This is a genomic window from Shewanella sp. SM68 (assembly GCF_025653925.1).
In the GTDB taxonomy this organism is placed as follows: domain Bacteria; phylum Pseudomonadota; class Gammaproteobacteria; order Enterobacterales; family Shewanellaceae; genus Shewanella; species Shewanella oncorhynchi.
On the sequence record NZ_JAKKRU010000016.1, the window covers coordinates 25,126 to 42,860 of the forward strand.

Consider the following 17,735-nt stretch of genomic DNA (forward strand, 5'->3'; position numbering starts at 1 on the left):
TATTTACGTTTTCCTTCCTATCTATTTATGCGATAACTACACCAAGTATTAACAAAACTTTATCTTGTGATTAATACCGATCATGTAGCCCATAAGAACGATAACAGGAAGTGACATGTTGAACTCTAAACTTACCCCGCTTTATATTGCCCTCACTCTTGGGATGAATACCCTCGCAGTTAACGCCACAGAAACGAAAGAATCGACTTGGAATGTTAACGCTCCAGCGAATGCTCCCTTACTGCAAGTCAAAGTTGATGTTAATGAAGGCACTTGGATGAACTTAAGTGTCAGCCAAGATGGTAAATATATCGTCTTCGACTTACTCGGTGACATCTACCAAATTCCAGTAACAGGCGGTGAAGCTAAGCCATTAGTCCAAGGCATAGCTTGGCAGATGCAGCCCGTCTATAGCCCTGATGGCAAGCACATTGCTTTTACGTCCGATGGCGATGGTGGTGATAACATTTGGATTATGGATGCCGATGGTAAAAACCCAAGAACAGTTACCCAAGAAACCTTCAGACTGCTAAACAGTCCAGCTTGGAGCCCAGACTCCCAGTATCTGGTTGCCCGTAAGCACTTTACCGCCAGTCGTAGTTTGGGTGCGGGCGAAGTGTGGCTATACCACGTTGCGGGTGGTGAAGGCGTTAAATTGACCGAACGTCCTAATGATGAGAAAGATTTAGGTGAACCCGCGTATTCACCCGATGGTCGCTATATCTACTTTAGTCAGGATGACACGCCGGGTAAAACATTCCATTACTCAAAGGATTCAGTCAACGGTATCTATAAAATCAAACGCTACGATACTCAAACTGGTGAGATTGAAGTATTAATCGAAGGCACGGGTGGTGCAATTCGGCCAACGCCGAGCCCAGACGGCACTAAGCTCGCCTATATTAAGCGCGATGATTTTCAGTCATCACTCTACCTACTCGACCTTAAGTCGGGAGAAACGACTAAACTGTTTGGCGAACTTGACCGTGATATGCAAGAGACTTGGGCCATTCATGGCGTCTATCCAACAATGGCATGGACACAAGATAACAAGGATATTTTCTTCTGGGCTAAGGGAAAAATTAATCGTCTGAATGTTGCCAATAAAACACTCACAGATATCCCCTTTAGTGTAAAAACTGAGTTAGCCGTACAGCCCTCGGTGCGCTTTAAGCAAGATATAGATAAAGACGTTTTCGATGTAAAAATGCTACGTATGGCGCAGGTCTCACCGGATGGTAGCAAAGTCGCCTTCGAAGCACTGGGGAAAATTTGGTTAAAATCCTTACCCGATGGCAGAATGTCACGCTTGACTGAGCTAGACAAAAATATTGCAGAACTTTATCCACAATGGTCGCGCGATGGTAAAAATATTGTTTTCACCACGTGGAATGACCAAGACCAAGGCACAGTGCAAGTGATCAGCGCCAAAGGTGGCAAACCTAAGCAGCTAACATCTGAGCCAGGAAAGTATGTCGAACCCACCTTTTCACCCAATGGTGAACTCGTAGTGTATCGTAAAACTCAAGGCGGTAACCTCACACCAAGAACTTGGTCGCAGGAGCCCGGGCTATATAAAGTCGATATTAAAGGTAAACAAAATAGCAAGATCAGTACCGATGGCTATCAAGCTCAATTCGGTGCCAATGCTGATCGCGTCTTTTTTATGAATAGCAGCGAAGATGAAACGCCGCAGTTATCATCCATCAACTTAGACGGCTTCGATAAGCGGGTTCATTACAGCAGCAAACATGCAACTGAATTTAGGGTTTCACCCGATGGCGAGCAACTCGCCTTTGCTGAACGCTTTAAGGTTTGGGTAACACCTTTTGCTAAACACGGCGAGACAGTTGAGATTGGCCCCAATGCCAGCAATCTACCCGTAAGCCAATTGAGTGCCCGTGCGGGCGAAAGTATCAGTTGGAACAGTAAAAGCGACCAACTATATTGGACTCTTGGCCCCGAGTTGTACCAAGCCAAGGTTGACACTCAATATCGCGACAAAGATGAAAAGGCACAACCAAGCATTATCGATTTAGGCTTTACCGAAAAGGCCGATGTTCCACGTGGAACAATCGCCTTCGTCGGTGGCAAAGTGATTACGATGGAAAATGACCAGGTGATTGATAATGGTGTGGTCATAGTCAAAGACAATCATATTGTCGCCGTAGGCGATGCCAATGTTGCGATTCCTAAGGATGCGCAGATCATCGACATCAAAGGCAAATCCATTATGCCAGGACTATTCGATGCCCACGCCCATGGACCGCAAGCAGATGATGAAATTGTGCCACAACAGAACTGGGCGCTCTACTCTGGATTATCTTTAGGCGTGACTACGATTCACGATCCATCGAATGACACCACAGAAATATTTGCCGCTTCCGAACAACAGAAAGCAGGCAATATTGTCGGCCCACGAATATTCTCCACCGGCACCATACTCTATGGCGCGAATGCACCGGGTTACACGTCACATATCGACTCGCTCGATGATGCCAAGTTTCATCTGGAACGCCTGAAAAAAGTCGGTGCCTTTAGCGTAAAAAGTTATAACCAACCGCGCCGCAATCAGAGGCAACAGGTCATAGCCGCAGCGCGTGAACTTGAAATGATGGTTGTCCCAGAAGGTGGCAGTTTGCTGCAACATAATTTAAGCATGGTCGCCGATGGACATACTACGATTGAGCACTCACTCCCCGTTGGTTCAATCTATAACGATATCAAACAGTTTTGGAGCCAGACTCAAGTTGGTTACACCCCAACCTTAGTAGTCGCCTATGGTGGTATTTCTGGTGAAAACTACTGGTATGATAAAACCGATGTGTGGGCCCATCCACGCCTATCCATGTATGTGCCAGCCGATATTTTACAAGCAAGATCAATGCGACGCCCCCATGCTCCAGATAGCCACTACAATCATTTCAATGTTGCTAAGGTGGCTAACGAGCTCAATAAGTTAGGGGTTCACCCCAATATCGGCGCCCACGGCCAACGTGAGGGTTTAGCGGCACACTGGGAAATGTGGATGTTTGCCCAAGGCGGCATGAGCAATATGGAAGTGTTGAAAACGGCCACGATTAATCCAGCGACGACCTTTGGCATGGAGCTGCAACTCGGTTCTATCAAAGAAGGTAAGCTCGCAGACTTGATCGTTATTGATGGTGATCCATTAGCCGACATTCGAGTCACCGACAGAGTCACTCATACTATGGTCAATGGTAAGTTATTTGATGCAGAGACTATGAATGAACTTAATGGGGATAAAGCACAGCGTAAGCCGTTTTTCTTTGAGAAACTCTAAGGGCACTTTCAAGTCTAAGGAGAATAGCTTTCCTGTTGAGACCGTTTAAGTTTAACAAGATGAGTTCCAGCGAAGCTCAAAAAGCATGTTCCACGTGGAACATGCTTTTTTGTATTTGGATACTCTACAAGAGTTTTCTTTAATATCAGTCAGCTCAACGATTAATGATTCTAGTGGCAATGCTCAGCACAGGAATCGACACAGGCCTGATAGGAAATACACTCGACAAGGTGATCGTTCACCATACCCACAGCCTGCATAAAGGCATAACAAATGGTTGGGCCGACAAAATTAAATCCAAGCTTCTTTAACGCTTTTGACATGGCTTCAGATTCTGGTGTTTGTGCTGGAACCTGCGACATTGCCGTAATCTGATTAACTATGGGTTTTCCGCCCACAAAGCTCCATAAAAATGCAGAGAAATCCTTCCCATCGGCAGTATAGGCTAAATAACCTTTGGCATTCTTGATGATAGAGTTCACCTTCAAGCGATTGCGCACTATACCGGGATTCAACATGAGTTCCTCTACTTTCGCCTCATCGAAAGTCGCAATAATCTCAGGTTCAAAATTAGCAAAGGCCTGTTCATAGTTTTGTTGCTTCTTCAGGATAGTTATCCAAGATAATCCGGCCTGTTGACCATCTAAACACAACTTAGCAAACAGCTCTTTTGGATCATACACAGGTCGCCCCCACACTTTGTCGTGATACTCACGATACAAGGGATCATCACTTACCCAGCCACAGCGGATCTCTTCCATGGTATATAACCTTATTGTTTTAATTAAGAAGGTAAAAAATAACCTACATAAGCAGATATCTACAAGGTATAATCGAACCCATTTTCTATTCAGGCTGACGGCAGTAGACAAGTAGACATGACGACAAAACACGACGTAAAAACATTTCAGGGTTTCATTCTCACCCTGCAGGAATATTGGGCACAGCAAGGCTGTGCAATTGTTCAACCTCTAGATATGGAAGTCGGCGCTGGTACATTCCACCCACAAACTTTCCTACGTTCTTTAGGACCTGAACCTATGAGCAGTGCCTATGTGCAGCCATCGCGCCGCCCTACGGATGGTCGTTACGGTGAAAACCCTAACCGCCTGCAGCACTACTACCAGTTCCAAGTCGTGTTAAAACCTTCGCCTGACAATATTCAGGAGCTGTATTTAGGCTCACTGCAAGCACTGGGTATTGATACTCAAATCCACGATATCCGCTTTGTGGAAGATAACTGGGAATCACCAACACTAGGTGCTTGGGGCTTAGGCTGGGAAGTTTGGCTTAATGGTATGGAAGTGACTCAGTTTACTTACTTCCAACAGGTCGGCGGCATCGAATGCAGCCCTGTCACAGGTGAAATCACCTATGGCCTAGAGCGTCTGGCCATGTATATCCAAGGCGTAGATAGTGTTTATGATCTCGTATGGACCGATGGTCCACTAGGCCTAATCACCTATGGCGATGTGTTCCATCAAAACGAAGTCGAGCAATCGACCTATAACTTCGAACACGCCGATGTGGATTTTATGTTCACCCTGTTCGATCAGTGCGAAAAAATGTGTCAGCATTTATTGTCGCTAGAAAAACCCTTACCTCTGCCTGCCTACGAGCAAGTGATGAAAGCCTCACACGCCTTCAACCTGCTCGATGCCCGCCATGCCATTTCAGTTACCGAGCGCCAACGCTACATCTTACGCGTTCGTACTATGGCGAAAGCGGTCGCTGAATCTTATTATCAGGCACGCGAAGCGCTTGGCTTCCCAATGTGTAAGTAGAGGTAAAAACATGAATTTTGAAAACTTACTCATAGAGTTAGGCACGGAAGAATTACCACCTAAGTCACTGCGTAAACTGGCTGAATCCTTTTTAGCTAACTTTACTGAAGAACTCACCAAAGCCGATTTAGCGTTCAGCTCAGCCGTTTGGTACGCAGCGCCACGTCGTCTGGCAATTAACGTCACTGAACTTGCCCTTGCACAAGCTGACAAAGTCGTTGAAAAACGCGGCCCAGCAGTGAGTTCAGCATTCGATGCTGAAGGCAAACCGACTAAAGCCGCCGAAGGTTGGGCACGTGGTAATGGTATTACTGTTGAACAAGCCGAACGTTTAGTTACAGATAAAGGCGAATGGTTAGTCCATAACGCCAAAGTTGAAGGCGTCGAAACCAAAAGTTTGATCGCTGCTATGGCTCAACGTGCACTCGATAAATTGCCCATTCCTAAGCCAATGCGTTGGGGCAATAATAAAACCCAATTTATTCGCCCTGTGCACACAGCAACTATGTTGTTAGGCAGTGAGTTGATTGAAGGTGAATTGCTGGGTATCAAATCGGCACGCACTGTTCGCGGTCACCGCTTTATGGGGCTCAAGCAGTTTGAATTAGCACACGCTGATCACTACCTTGCCGACCTAAAAGAAAAAGGCAAAGTCATCGCCGATTACGAAAGCCGTAAAGCATTAATCAAAGCCGATGCCGAAAAAGCCGCCGCTAAGATTGGTGGCACAGCCGATATCGAAGATAGCCTGCTTGAAGAGGTCACCTCTTTGGTTGAATGGCCAGTAGTATTGACCGCTAGCTTCGAAGAAAAATTCTTAAGTGTACCGTCTGAAGCTTTGGTCTATACCATGAAGGGCGATCAAAAATACTTCCCTGTCTTTGATGATGCAGGCAAGTTACTGCCAAACTTTATCTTTGTGGCCAATATCGAATCTAAAGATCCCGCGCAAATTATCTCTGGTAACGAGAAAGTCGTTCGCCCACGTCTTGCCGACGCCGAGTTCTTTTTTAATACCGATAAAAAACACACGCTGGAATCGCGTTTACCTAGCCTAGAAACCGTCCTGTTCCAACAGCAGCTCGGTACCTTAAAAGACAAAGTGAATCGTATTTCTGCCCTAGCCGCCTTTATTGCCGAGCAAACTGGCGCGAATGCGGTTGATGCAGCCCGTGCAGGTTTGTTATCTAAAACCGATTTGATGACCAATATGGTGATGGAGTTTACCGACACTCAAGGCACTATGGGCATGCACTACGCCCGCCTCGATGGTGAAACCGAAGCCGTTGCGGTTGCAATGGAAGAGCAATACAAGCCTAAGTTCTCTGGCGATACAGTGCCTAGTGCTGGCGTATCTTGCGCAGTCGCATTAGCAGATAAGCTCGATACTTTAGTCGGTATCTTTGGTATTGGCCAAGCACCAAAAGGCGCAGCCGATCCCTTTGCCCTACGCCGTGCCGCCATTGGTGTGCTGCGTATTATCGTAGAGAACAAACTGCCACTGGACTTAGTAACGCTGATTGCTAAAGCTCAGGAGCTCCACGGTACTAACTTAAGCAACGCCAATGCAAGCGACGAAGTGTTAGAGTTCTTAATGGCTCGCTTCCGCGCTTGGTATCAAGATAAAGGCATTGGTGTTGATGTGATCTTAGCCGTGCTAGCACGTCGCCCAACACGCCCAGCTGATTTTGATAGTCGTATCAATGCGGTATCACACTTTAGAAGCCTAGAAGCTTCTGGCGCACTTGCAGCAGCGAACAAACGGGTATCCAACATTCTGGCTAAGATTGAAGGCGCTTTACCAACAACCATCAATGCAAGTTTGTTGACCGAAGCCGCAGAGCAAGCATTGGCGGCCAAGTTGAACGAGCTGCAACCACAGTTGGCACCTTTGTTTGCCAATGCAGATTACCAACAGGCCTTAACTTTGTTAGCTGCCCTACGTGAAAGCGTGGATCAGTTCTTCGAAGATGTAATGGTTATGGCGGATGATGAAGCTTTGAAAAACAATCGTTTAGCATTGTTGAATAATCTACGCGAGCAGTTCCTGCACGTAGCAGATATATCACTACTGCAATAACGATACTAAGGTTTATAAAATTATCGCTTTATAAAAAACGCGCTTCATAGCGCGTTTTTTATTGTCCTGATTTCTTATACCAAACGTATTAAATTGCCCAATCAAAACTGCGTCAGTTTTTGATGTAAGCCATCAAATTGAGTTTGATCTAAGTTAACTTGCTGCAGTAAATTCGCCAGTATCTCAGGGGACAATTGCCCTGCTTGATGCAGCATAGAAATCTCGCTAATCACATTCGCCCGCCACACCACAGCGGCGAGCCCCGCTTGCGGGCGCGAGTTTACACTGGCGAGCTTGTCTAATTCTGTTTCAAAGGTATTGGGTAACTGCCAATACTTAGCAAGCAATGAACTCAAGGTTAACGATTTCGTCGTCATCACTTGTCTAAATAATCCAGAATTAGGCTGTTCTCCCGGCTCTGCCTGTACAAATGCATCGAGAAGCATTTTAAAAATGGCCAACTTGCCGACATCGTGTAATAAGCCCAATAAAAAAGCCGTATCTTGATCTTCATCGCTTAACTCACTGGCAAGAAAAGCAACCTGCATCGAATGGCGCCAAATTTCAGCCCCAAAACGACGGAAATAGATTGGTTTAATATCCAACATTTCACGCACTAAACAAGTAGTGACAAATTTTCTCAACTGTTCGCGGCCAAGCTGTACCAAAGCCTGCTGTAAACTGGTGATATCCCTATCGCTACGTTTAAACGCGGGAGAATTACACAGCTTAAGCACCTCCACACTCAATAAAGGATCTCGCTCAATAAGCGCTAATAGATCCTTAATATCAAACTGAGGATCGGCCAGCTTACGATCTAATTCCAATACCTTTGACGGCAGCTTTAACACTTTCTCGGCGATCACTTGTGGCGATGCCAAGGCCTGCTCTATCTCCGCCATGACTCTACGTTCAAGATTATTCGCTACACCGCCAGTGTCCTTAACCCGTGTCGGAAATAACAAACTATAAAAGAGAGCAGATAAATCAACAGATACCACGCTAATGTCTTCGAGAGGTTTAGCAGGCTTTCGCGCAGGTTCAAGCGACTTACCTAAGTCCGTCGTTGAAAAACTTTTGGGTCTCTCAACGGTCGCCGTATCGCGAATATTAAAGAGTTTATTAAAAAGTGATTTAATCAAGAAGCATCAACCTGTCATTATAAATAATTGTTAAAAAGTCATTTAAATATTGCCCATCATAAATCCATTTTGATCAGCTCAAGCCGTGTATTAAGACATTGTAGACAGGCTAATACTTAGCTTAAGTGTAACATATTCAATTCATTTCGGACTTCTTCTATCCCACCATTACTGCTTTTACAAAGACAATCTTGGTTACAAGTTGAAACCTCAAAAAACTTACATTTCAGCATCATTTAACTGACAATATGCCTACCATTCATAAAGGGATACGTATTTTGCCTCCCTTTAAGTGATTAACAATCTACTCGCGAGCTAACAACGGAAAATTTGATGATCGAGGTAATAAAAGCGGGTGCACTAACCACAGTTCAAGATATCGGACGCATGGGATATCGACATTTAGGCGTAACCCAAGCTGGTGCCTTAGATAGACCTGCACTGTGTTTAGCAAACCGCCTACTCTCAAACCCAGACAATACACCCGTACTGGAATTGACCTTCGGCCAATCGATTTTTTTGTTTAAACGTGATGCTTGGATTGCCTTAACGGGTGCCGATTTCGATGCCCGCATAGACAATAAACCCATAGTTTGCGGCTGGCGCTACTCCATTAAGGCAGGACAAAAACTCAGTCTTAGAGGGGGAAATAAAGGCATGCGTGCCTATGTTGCGATTGATGGCGGCGTTAGAGTGCCGTTAGTGATGGATTCTGCTGCAACTGATTTAACCTCAGGTATCGGTGGATTTCATGGTCGCGCATTAGAAGCTGGCGATAACCTGACCTTAGGTTCAGCTCATCCACTAAGAAGGCAAGTTGGCGCAATTCAAAAAAGTTGGAATGGGCATATTCGCGCACTCGCAACAAAGCACACCCAAGCCTTCTCGTTGAAATCTCAGCAAACATTCTGGCAAACACAGTGGCAACTGTCGGCAGAAAGCAATCGTGCAAGTGCAATACTCAACGGGGAAATATTGACCTTAGCAAAACCATTTCCCGTTCAATCCCATACAGTCAAGCCCGGAGTCATTCAAGTGTCAGCTTCGGGGCAACCTTTAGTGTTACTTGCCGATGCTAAGACCACCAGCAATCATCCTCAAATCGCCGTGATTATTGAAGCCGATCTATGGAAACTCGCGCAAACTCGCCCAGGGCAGACAGTTAAATTCGAATTGGTTGACGATGAACAAGCCGCAACGGCGCAAGCAGAATGGCATGACTACTTCTATCGACTACAACGTAGCCTAGGTTAACGAACCACTACATAATCAAATCTACAAAATATCACCCCGTAATCCCTACTAAACCCTATATCGGTTTAATTCAAATAACACACTATGCTCGCGCTAATTCGCACTTAGGTTCGGTGTAACTTGCTGGCTATAAAACAGCGCCACATCTTGTAATTGCTCAGAGCTTAACGCGCTGACTTGTGATTGCATCAAAGGATCGAGTCGTAAACCGGTTTTAAAATCGACGAGCTGTTTATTAAGATAAGCTAATTTTTGTCCCTTTAAGTTTGGGAATTGCTTGGCCATAGCGATCACCGCATTGCCATGGCATGACTCACACTGTGCTGTAGCCAATGCCTGACCTCGCTCTATATCTGCTTGATAAACCTCTCCATTAACCTCTGTGGATAAACCACATAGCGCAATCAAACTTATGATAATCGCTTTCATTTTGGTTCCTTAGGGAAAGGGTTAACTAGCGTAGGCTGCAGGTTCGGTTCTAAAGGTAGACGTCTGAAGATCGTCATATCCATTTCAGCCTGCCCATAATGAGTGCTTAGATAACTCAAGGTCGGCTCCCAAGTATCCGACAAGTCCCATAAACCCTGAGTGTCTATCATCCACTGCAAAGTCTCTTTCCAAAAGGCTTTATCGCCGTGGTTTTGCACGACTATCATACTGGTATGGCAGGCATTACATTGATAGTTCACTAACTCCCAGCCAGGAGCCATGATCAAACCCGATTTAGGGTCCACTGGATACTCAGCGGCTAGCGAAATACTGGATGCTACTAGCCCAAGCAATATCAGTTTATTGATATGCGACTTCATCACACCACCCTAACGGCAATACGGTGGCAGCCGTTAAACATATATCCCTTAGGATTCCATTGCGGTTGTACGACAGGCTGACTATCACCTTCACTATCGGTTGCTTTGGCCCAGATTTCATAATAGCCCTGCGACGGTAATTGCAATTCAATCTTCCATTGCTGCCATGCTGTTATGTTTTTAGGTTTTTCTAATTCAGCGGCAAACCAACGGGTGCCATAATCGTAGCTTACTTCCACCTTAACCACTTCCCGCAATCCCGCCCAAGCATGGCCTGCGATAGTCATCTTTTGACCCACAGCTAATTCGGTTCCAGATTGGGGTTGAGTGATCAATGACTTCACTATCATTTCTTCAATGATTTTATAGTCTTTATCATCAACGGACTCACCTGGCGCTATCGGATATTTAGGGAGTTGATACGCTGGTGCTTCCATTTTATGTCCATCATGGACTTTATTACGCACACTGATCCCCGTCGCCGCTTTTTGCGAAACGGAGCCTGGCCGTCCACCAAACACAATACGTAAGGGATATCCATGTAAATACGGAATGTCCTCACCGTTCATCGACCATGCAATAAGCCCAAGCTCTTCGAGCGCCGCCTTTATTGGTACGCCGCGTGAAATCGCCTCACCTTTGCCGCTCAAATGCCGATCAACACCGTGGTGGCCTGTATAAACAGCATCAGCTTTAATACCACAATCCTTAAGCACATCACTCACTAAGACACCTGTCCACTCGGAGCAAAATACGCCGGCATTATTCCACTGATTACCCTTAGTACTAGGAAAAAAGCCAGAGCGACTATTGCCGCCACATTCAATCAGCAACTGCAATGTGTAATGCTTAAAGCGACGCTTAAGTTCATCAATTGTGTAGGTTTTTGGGGTAATAACAGACTCACCATCCACTTGAAAAGTCCAAATTTTAGCATCTAACGCCTTAAAGTCAGGCACTATGCCATTCCAACGGATAAACGAGGCATCGGCAGGCGTCACAGCTGGAGCGAGCTTATGCTCCGGCGGAAACGCATTCAGTGGATGAGTGTTTAACACTTTGAAATAACTCGGCAAGTCCTCACCCTTAGTCCAAGTTAATGCTGATATATCCAGAGGAATGACCTCTGCGGGAAGCTGATCGGCAAATACCCACTTAACGGGTAAGGCAGATAACACAGACGTCGCTACCGCACCTTTAATAAAAACCCGACGATTAAGATCCATGTTATTTATCCTTTCCGAGGTAAAAGTAATCCGCTATCTGCTGCATATCAGCCTCAGTCAAGAGTTGGGCGACTTTAGTCATAGTGGGATCTTGGCGATCCCCCGCCTTAAAGGCTTGCAGTTGCTTCAATAGGTATTCTGAGTTTTGCCATTCAATGTTAGGAATATGCTCAAAACGACTCACACCGGACTCGCCATGACAGGCCTTACACATATTCAATAACTTATTTGCCTCATCGGCGTTTGCCACCGCCGATAGCATAAAAATCAGTGCACTTACGGGGTAAATCACTCGCTGCCACATCCATTTATCTCGCCAATTAGCCTTCATCTCGACAGAATCCATCGAACAAAGTAATTAAGATATGGTTAAATTATCTCAATGCTGTGAGTCGTTTAAATTCAATAAAAGTGACTCGTAAGCTCAAGAGAAATGACGCGTATTAGCGGATGTAGAAAGGGTAAAATATTTATTAGTCATAGGTGAAATGAGTCCATATAGTAGCTTTGCAGAAACTCTGCATTTCACTCAAGGACAAACAATGGATCTTTATATCGGCAATAAAAATTACTCTAGCTGGTCACTGCGAGCTTGGTTAATGGCCGCAAAATCTGGCGTGCAGTTCAACGAAGTATTACTGCAACTCGATACCGACAGCTTCTATCAGCAACTCAAAGCCATTTCGCCGACTTTAAAAGTACCGACATTAGTCGATGGTGACATTACGGTATGGGATTCACTATCAATTTGTGAATACCTCAACGACACCTATCTTGCAGGTAGCGCATGGCCGCAAGATCCTAAACAAAAAGCCAAGGCTAGATCGATTGCCAGTGAAATGCATTCAGGCTTTAATGCCGTGCGTAACGCTCTACCAATGAACATACGCGCGAGGCGCTATGTTGAGCTCACTGATGCGGTCCGCAAAGACATTGAGCGCATCGATGCGATTTGGTCTGCACAGATGGCCGAGTTTGCCCCATCAAATTCCGAAGGTACTTGGTTATTTGGCCAATGGTCGATTGCCGACATGATGTTTGCCCCTGTGGTTATGCGTTTTCTTACCTACGATATTGAAGTCTCGCAGGCAAGCCGTGCCTATATGCAGCATGTGATCAGCTGTCCGGAAATGCAGGCGTGGATTAATGCGGCTAAAGCAGAGACAGAAATTGTTGCAGCGGATGAAGCGGGTATTGATCGATAAAGAGATAAATCATAGAGATAAAAAAGGGAAAGCCTTGGCTTTCCCTTAATCATTCACGTACTAACGCGTGTCACTTAACACGCATTATACATCTAGCATTAAACGTCTAAGTTAGCCACGTTCAATGCGTTCGCTTCGATGAACTCACGACGAGGTTCAACTTGATCACCCATCAAACAAGTGAACAACTGATCGGCACCCACAGCATCATCAATCGTGACTTGCAACATACGGCGTGATTCAGGATCCATTGTAGTTTCCCACAATTGCTCAGGGTTCATCTCACCCAATCCTTTATAACGTTGAATGTATAAGCCGCGTTTGGCTTCAGAAATCGTCCAATCTAGCGCTTCGAGGAAGCTGCCGACTTCTTTAACACGATCGCCGCGTTGTACATAGCCGCCTTCTTCAATCATGCCATCTAACGCCGCACCTAACTTACCGATACGTTGATAATCGCTTGATTGGAAGAAGTCATAAGTAAACAGATAGTTAGTATCGATACCGTGCTTACGAATGGTGATCTTAGGCAGATACACTTTACGCTCAGGATCGAGAATCGGCTCAGCAGAATACAGTACACCGCTGTTTTCCATTTCCACCAGCTCATGGATAAAGGCATCGATCCACTCTTTCATCTTGCCTTCATCGGCCAACATCTCGTTGGTGATCATTGGATGGTAAAGCATACGGTTAGTAATGTGCGTTGGATAGCGCTGCTCTAAACGAGCCACAATGGCTTCCACTTCACGATACTGAGTCACTAAACGCTCTAACGGCTCACCTGACATACCAATCGCACCTTGCGTTGGATACACAACAGTGCCATCCAATGCTTGAGTCGTGAGGTATTGAGTCAATGCTGGCTCATCTTTCAAATACTGTTCTTGCTTGCCCTTTTTCACTTTAAATAAAGGCGGCTGAGCAATATACACATAACCACGTTCAATCAATTCAGGCATTTGACGGAAGAAGAAGGTCAACAGCAAAGTACGAATGTGCGAGCCGTCGACGTCAGCATCCGTCATGATGATGATGTTGTGATAACGGGTTTTATCTGGGTTATATTCGTCGCGACCAATACCACAGCCAAGTGCCGTGATCAGTGTGGCCACTTCTTGAGAAGACAACATCTTATCGAAGCGGGCCTTCTCAACGTTTAGAATTTTACCTTTCAGTGGCAGAATCGCTTGGTTCTTACGGTTACGTCCCTGCTTAGCGCTACCGCCAGCAGAGTCACCTTCCACTATGTAAATTTCTGAAAGACCAGGATCTTTTTCTTGGCAATCAGCCAGCTTACCTGGCAAACCACCTAAATCGAGTGCGCCTTTACGACGGGTCATTTCACGAGCTTTACGCGCCGCTTCACGGGCACGGGCCGCATCGACAATCTTACCGACGATCAACTTCGCATCAGCTGGGTTTTCCAGCAGATAATCGTTCAGCTTCTCACCCATGGTTTGTTCAACCGCGGTTTTCACTTCACTAGAAACCAGTTTGTCTTTGGTTTGCGAGCTGAACTTAGGATCTGGCACTTTAACAGAGATAACGGCAGTCAAGCCTTCGCGGGCATCGTCGCCAGTCGCGCTGGTTTTGCCTTTCTTGTTATAGCCTTCGTTTTCCATGTAGCTGTTGAGGTTACGTGTCAACGCACTACGGAAACCGACTAAGTGAGTACCACCATCACGCTGTGGGATGTTGTTGGTAAAACAGAAAATATTTTCTTGATAACCGTCATTCCACTGCATAGCCACTTCAACGGTAATGCCATCTTCACGCTCTTGCATAAAGTGGAATACATCTTTGTTGACTGGGGTTTTGTTACGGTTCAGGTAATCGACGAATGCGCTAATACCGCCTTCGTATTTAAAGAATTCATTTTTATTGTCGCGTTCATCAACCAGACGAATACCCACGCCTGAGTTAAGGAAAGACAGTTCACGCACACGCTTTGCCAGAATTTCAAAGTGAAACTCAACATCGCTGAAGGTATCTTCACTTGGCCAAAAACGGATTTCGGTACCAGTTTTAGTCGCGTCACCAATCTCTTTGATCGGCGCATCAGGTACACCGTGAGTATAAAACTGCTCGTATACTTTGCCAGCACGACGAATGGTCATTTGCAGCTTTTTAGATAAAGCGTTTACAACCGATACACCCACGCCGTGGAGACCGCCAGACACTTTATAGGAGTTATCGTCGAACTTACCGCCGGCATGCAATACCGTCATAATAACTTCTGCCGCCGATACGCCTTCTTCCTCATGGATAGAGACCGGAATACCACGGCCGTCATCCTTAACAGAAACCGAACCATCTACATGGATAGTAATCGTAATATCGCTACAGTGGCCGGCTAAGGCTTCATCGATAGAGTTATCGACTACTTCGAACACCATATGATGTAGACCCGTACCGTCGTCGGTGTCACCAATATACATCCCAGGTCTCTTACGTACTGCATCAAGGCCCTTAAGGACCTTAATACTCGAAGAATCGTAACTATTCTCTGACATATTATTCTCTCAATGGTTATTCAATTACCGTTACACGTCCCTGTTCCACATGAAACATCCTACTGGGAGGCGTGTGTAACGAATCGACTATTGCAGCAGGATCAATGGCGGTCACAAAAACTTGTGCTCCGGTATCCGTTAACTGCTTAAGCAATAGCTGCCTATGCTGTGCATCCAACTCGGACGGAAGATCGTCCACAAGATAAATACTGTTTTTATCTATTTGTTGTTTGAGCAACTTTCCCTGTGCAATACGCAGTGCACAGACTAATAATTTCAATTGACCACGGGACAGGGCATCCTGCGCCGGCAAAGTGCCTACACGAAGTCTAAGGTCAGCTTTATGGGGACCGCTGACGGTATGACCTGTGGCCAAATCTCTGGAATATTGGTTTTCGAGTAGTTCTGCAAAATCCGTTTTACTATCCCAGCCGCGCGTAAATGAAACCTTCACATCTACACTCGGTAAAAACTCCCCGATTATACCCTTAAGTAGCTCATTTAACGAGTCTACATAATGGTTTCGTATTTCGGTGACCTGCTCGGCATAGCGCACAAACTCTTGATCCCAAAATTGAATATGACTGTAAGCCGAACCGTTTCTAAGCAATTGATTTCTTTGCTTAAGAACGCGACGAACATTCGTCCAAGCGCCATAAAACTGTGGGTCAGCATGAAATGCGCCCCAATCGATAAATTGTCGACGGGATTTTGGGCCTTCAAACAGTAAAGAAAAGCTTTCAGGTGTGATCACTTGAATAGGTAAAGCTTCGGCTAAGGTCGACAGACGTTTGACTTTTTCGCCGTCGATTTTCACTTCCGTCTCACCATTGCGAAATCGGCGTAAACCAATTTTACTGTCACCGCGCGCTAAATTTAAAGTCGCAAATAGCGTTAATTTATCGTCATCGTGATTAATCACTCGTTGGGATAAATGACTGCGAAACGAGCGCCCCATACCGAGGAAATAAATGGCTTCTAAAATACTGGTTTTTCCGCTGCCATTTTGACCATAAATCACGTTAATCCCAGATGCTGGGATTAACTGTGCGGACTGAATGTTGCGAAACGCTTCGATATTGAGACGGGTCAGGCTCATGCATTACTCATTAAGCCGCGTAAACGGCGTAGGCAAGGATTCATAGCACTTAACGAGCAACTCAATCGCTGCCACAGGCTAAGACTATCGGTAAATGAGTGAAGGAATGGCCAATGCTGTGCATTAAACACTGTGCCGCCGTTAAGCGGCATAGACATCAAAGACAGAGGTACAGACACGGGTAACGTAAAAATCGATGGTTTATAAGCGCATCGGCATAACCACATACATGGAATCTTCTTCCAAATGGTTTTCGATTAGGGCGCTGGAGTTACCATCAATGAGTGTGATACGCACATCATCGGACTTAAGGTTGTTGAGCACGTCCAGTAAGTAACTGACGTTAAAACCAATTTCTAGGGCCTGATTGTTGTATTCCACATCGATGATTTCTTCCGCTTCTTCCTGTTCAGGGTTATTAGCGGTGATCTTGAGCAGACCATTTTCGAGTTGAATACGCACACCACGGAATTTTTCATTGGATAAAATAGAAGCCCGCGTCAGCGCTTGCTTCAGGTGATTACGACTCGCAATCACAATTTTATCACCGCCCTTTGGCAATACACGGCGATAATCAGGGAAGCGACCATCGACTAATTTACTGGTAAATACTGTGTTAGCCGTAGTAGCACGAATAGCATTATCACCAATAGCAATGGTGATATCGAGATCGTCAGACTCCAATAAGCGCGCCATTTCAATTACGCCTTTACGGGGCACAATGACTTGTTTTTCCGGTAATTGTGCTTCAATCGTACGATGACTTAAGGCTAAACGATGACCGTCGGTCGCTATCGCACGCAAAACATTACCTTCTGTTTCAAACAATAATCCGTTGAGGTAATAGCGTACATCTTGGTTAGCCATCGAAAACTGCGTCGAGTCGATAATTGACTTCAACACGCCCTGCTTCAAGCTAAATTCAATCTCAGCTTGGAAGGCTTCAACGTTAGGGTATTCTTCTGCGGGCAAAGTCGCTAAGGAAAAACGGCTACGGCCTGAGCGCAGCAACCATTTATTATCTTGTTGTTCGACTTTCAGTTCGCTTTGTTCTGGCAAAGACTTAACAATATCGAGCAGTTTCTTCGCTGGAACCGTAGTACGACCTTCTTCGATATCACCGTGAACCACAGCTTGGCCCACGAGTTCGACTTCTAAATCTGTACCAGTCAGCTTAAGTGAGTGACCACTTACTTCTACAAGGAGGTTAGACAAAATGGGCAAGTTATGGCGTCTTTCTACCGCACCACACACCAATTGCAACGGCTTTAATAGGGCATCCCTATCAATTGAGAATTTCATCGTGTCCAAATTCC

At 45.5% G+C, this 17,735-nt stretch carries 15 protein-coding genes; 5 read left to right on the forward strand and 10 right to left on the reverse strand.

From position 1 onward, the window contains the following. Positions 1-115 precede the first annotated feature (115 nt). Entirely contained in the window at positions 116-3,304 is a 3,189-nt protein-coding gene (locus L5M40_RS20250; RefSeq protein ID WP_263257152.1) for an amidohydrolase family protein, read from the forward strand. Positions 3,305-3,474: 170 nt separating this feature from the next. Here L5M40_RS20250 and L5M40_RS20255 read toward each other — a convergent pair whose 3' ends face one another. After that, the gene (locus tag L5M40_RS20255; protein ID WP_263176970.1) at positions 3,475-4,065 is read right to left on the reverse strand and encodes a DNA-3-methyladenine glycosylase I; all 591 of its coding nucleotides are present in this window, start codon (positions 4,063-4,065) and stop codon (positions 3,475-3,477) included. A 117-nt stretch (positions 4,066-4,182) separates the two neighbouring features. Here L5M40_RS20255 and glyQ point away from each other — a divergent pair, with 117 nt between their 5' ends. Together glyQ and glyS are read left to right on the forward strand one after the other, a co-directional pair. Further along, positions 4,183-5,088 (forward strand): glycine--tRNA ligase subunit alpha, encoded by a 906-nt coding sequence (gene glyQ, locus L5M40_RS20260; RefSeq protein WP_006084781.1) that lies wholly within the window; start codon positions 4,183-4,185, stop codon positions 5,086-5,088. A gap of 10 nt (positions 5,089-5,098) precedes the next feature. Then, entirely contained in the window at positions 5,099-7,168 is a 2,070-nt protein-coding gene (glyS, locus tag L5M40_RS20265; RefSeq protein ID WP_263176971.1) for a glycine--tRNA ligase subunit beta, read from the forward strand. A 101-nt stretch (positions 7,169-7,269) separates the two neighbouring features. Here the strand turns inward: glyS and L5M40_RS20270 are convergent, their stop codons facing one another. Then, complete coding sequence (locus L5M40_RS20270) at positions 7,270-8,310, reverse strand: HDOD domain-containing protein (RefSeq protein ID WP_263148668.1); 1,041 nt, start codon at positions 8,308-8,310, stop codon at positions 7,270-7,272. 333 nt (positions 8,311-8,643) lie between these two features. On the opposite strand from L5M40_RS20270, the gene L5M40_RS20275 reads away from it, so the two are divergent. After that, the gene (locus tag L5M40_RS20275) at positions 8,644-9,564 is read left to right on the forward strand and encodes a biotin-dependent carboxyltransferase family protein (RefSeq protein ID WP_198573717.1); all 921 of its coding nucleotides are present in this window, start codon (positions 8,644-8,646) and stop codon (positions 9,562-9,564) included. Between the two features lie 93 nt (positions 9,565-9,657). Here the strand turns inward: L5M40_RS20275 and L5M40_RS20280 are convergent, their stop codons facing one another. Genes L5M40_RS20280 through L5M40_RS20295 form a run of 4 tightly spaced genes read right to left on the reverse strand, consistent with a single transcriptional unit; the run spans position 9,658 to position 11,930 of the window. After that, positions 9,658-9,993 carry a c-type cytochrome gene (locus L5M40_RS20280; RefSeq protein ID WP_198573716.1) on the reverse strand — a complete coding sequence of 112 codons (336 nt, stop codon included), beginning with the start codon at positions 9,991-9,993 and terminating at the stop codon, positions 9,658-9,660. Beyond that, positions 9,990-10,373: a cytochrome C gene (locus tag L5M40_RS20285; RefSeq protein ID WP_198573715.1), complete on the reverse strand. Its 384-nt coding sequence runs from the start codon at positions 10,371-10,373 to the stop codon at positions 9,990-9,992. Before L5M40_RS20285 ends, L5M40_RS20280 begins: the two co-directional genes overlap by 4 nt. Next, positions 10,373-11,599 (reverse strand): sulfite oxidase, encoded by a 1,227-nt coding sequence (locus L5M40_RS20290; protein WP_263176972.1) that lies wholly within the window; start codon positions 11,597-11,599, stop codon positions 10,373-10,375. Before L5M40_RS20290 ends, L5M40_RS20285 begins: the two co-directional genes overlap by 1 nt. Position 11,600: 1 nt before the next feature. Continuing rightward, positions 11,601-11,930 (reverse strand): c-type cytochrome, encoded by a 330-nt coding sequence (locus L5M40_RS20295; protein WP_263176973.1) that lies wholly within the window; start codon positions 11,928-11,930, stop codon positions 11,601-11,603. 211 nt (positions 11,931-12,141) lie between these two features. On the opposite strand from L5M40_RS20295, the gene L5M40_RS20300 reads away from it, so the two are divergent. Continuing rightward, positions 12,142-12,804 (forward strand): glutathione S-transferase family protein, encoded by a 663-nt coding sequence (locus L5M40_RS20300; protein ID WP_263176974.1) that lies wholly within the window; start codon positions 12,142-12,144, stop codon positions 12,802-12,804. 98 nt (positions 12,805-12,902) lie between these two features. Here L5M40_RS20300 and gyrB read toward each other — a convergent pair whose 3' ends face one another. The 4 genes from gyrB to dnaN are packed head-to-tail and all read right to left on the reverse strand — an operon-like array spanning position 12,903 to position 17,721. Further along, positions 12,903-15,320 (reverse strand): DNA topoisomerase (ATP-hydrolyzing) subunit B, encoded by a 2,418-nt coding sequence (gene gyrB, locus L5M40_RS20305; RefSeq protein WP_113941413.1) that lies wholly within the window; start codon positions 15,318-15,320, stop codon positions 12,903-12,905. Between the two features lie 16 nt (positions 15,321-15,336). After that, a complete protein-coding gene (recF, locus tag L5M40_RS20310) occupies positions 15,337-16,419 on the reverse strand; it encodes a DNA replication/repair protein RecF (protein ID WP_219255772.1) in 1,083 nt (360 codons plus the stop codon). Then, complete coding sequence (locus L5M40_RS20315) at positions 16,416-16,646, reverse strand: hypothetical protein (RefSeq protein WP_147250508.1); 231 nt, start codon at positions 16,644-16,646, stop codon at positions 16,416-16,418. Before L5M40_RS20315 ends, recF begins: the two co-directional genes overlap by 4 nt. After that, on the reverse strand, positions 16,621-17,721 hold the full coding sequence (gene dnaN, locus L5M40_RS20320) for a DNA polymerase III subunit beta (protein WP_105250803.1): 1,101 nt from the start codon (positions 17,719-17,721) through the stop codon (positions 16,621-16,623). Before dnaN ends, L5M40_RS20315 begins: the two co-directional genes overlap by 26 nt. Between the last annotated feature and the right edge of the window lie 14 nt (positions 17,722-17,735).

What these genes read in the sequence shown, in the direction of transcription:
- L5M40_RS20275 (WP_198573717.1), top strand. Translation starts at nt 8,644, where the DNA reads ATGATCGAGGTAATAAAAGCGGGTGCACTAACCACAGTTCAAGATATC.
- L5M40_RS20300 (WP_263176974.1), top strand. Translation starts at nt 12,142, where the DNA reads ATGGATCTTTATATCGGCAATAAAAATTACTCTAGCTGGTCACTGCGA.
- L5M40_RS20315 (WP_147250508.1), bottom strand. Translation starts at nt 16,646, where the DNA reads ATGTGGTTATGCCGATGCGCTTATAAACCATCGATTTTTACGTTACCC.
- recF (WP_219255772.1), bottom strand. Translation starts at nt 16,419, where the DNA reads ATGAGCCTGACCCGTCTCAATATCGAAGCGTTTCGCAACATTCAGTCC.
- gyrB (WP_113941413.1), bottom strand. Translation starts at nt 15,320, where the DNA reads ATGTCAGAGAATAGTTACGATTCTTCGAGTATTAAGGTCCTTAAGGGC.
- L5M40_RS20285 (WP_198573715.1), bottom strand. Translation starts at nt 10,373, where the DNA reads ATGAAGTCGCATATCAATAAACTGATATTGCTTGGGCTAGTAGCATCC.
- L5M40_RS20280 (WP_198573716.1), bottom strand. Translation starts at nt 9,993, where the DNA reads ATGAAAGCGATTATCATAAGTTTGATTGCGCTATGTGGTTTATCCACA.
- L5M40_RS20290 (WP_263176972.1), bottom strand. Translation starts at nt 11,599, where the DNA reads ATGGATCTTAATCGTCGGGTTTTTATTAAAGGTGCGGTAGCGACGTCT.
- glyS (WP_263176971.1), top strand. Translation starts at nt 5,099, where the DNA reads ATGAATTTTGAAAACTTACTCATAGAGTTAGGCACGGAAGAATTACCA.
- L5M40_RS20295 (WP_263176973.1), bottom strand. Translation starts at nt 11,930, where the DNA reads ATGAAGGCTAATTGGCGAGATAAATGGATGTGGCAGCGAGTGATTTAC.
- dnaN (WP_105250803.1), bottom strand. Translation starts at nt 17,721, where the DNA reads ATGAAATTCTCAATTGATAGGGATGCCCTATTAAAGCCGTTGCAATTG.
- glyQ (WP_006084781.1), top strand. Translation starts at nt 4,183, where the DNA reads ATGACGACAAAACACGACGTAAAAACATTTCAGGGTTTCATTCTCACC.
- L5M40_RS20255 (WP_263176970.1), bottom strand. Translation starts at nt 4,065, where the DNA reads ATGGAAGAGATCCGCTGTGGCTGGGTAAGTGATGATCCCTTGTATCGT.
- L5M40_RS20250 (WP_263257152.1), top strand. Translation starts at nt 116, where the DNA reads ATGTTGAACTCTAAACTTACCCCGCTTTATATTGCCCTCACTCTTGGG.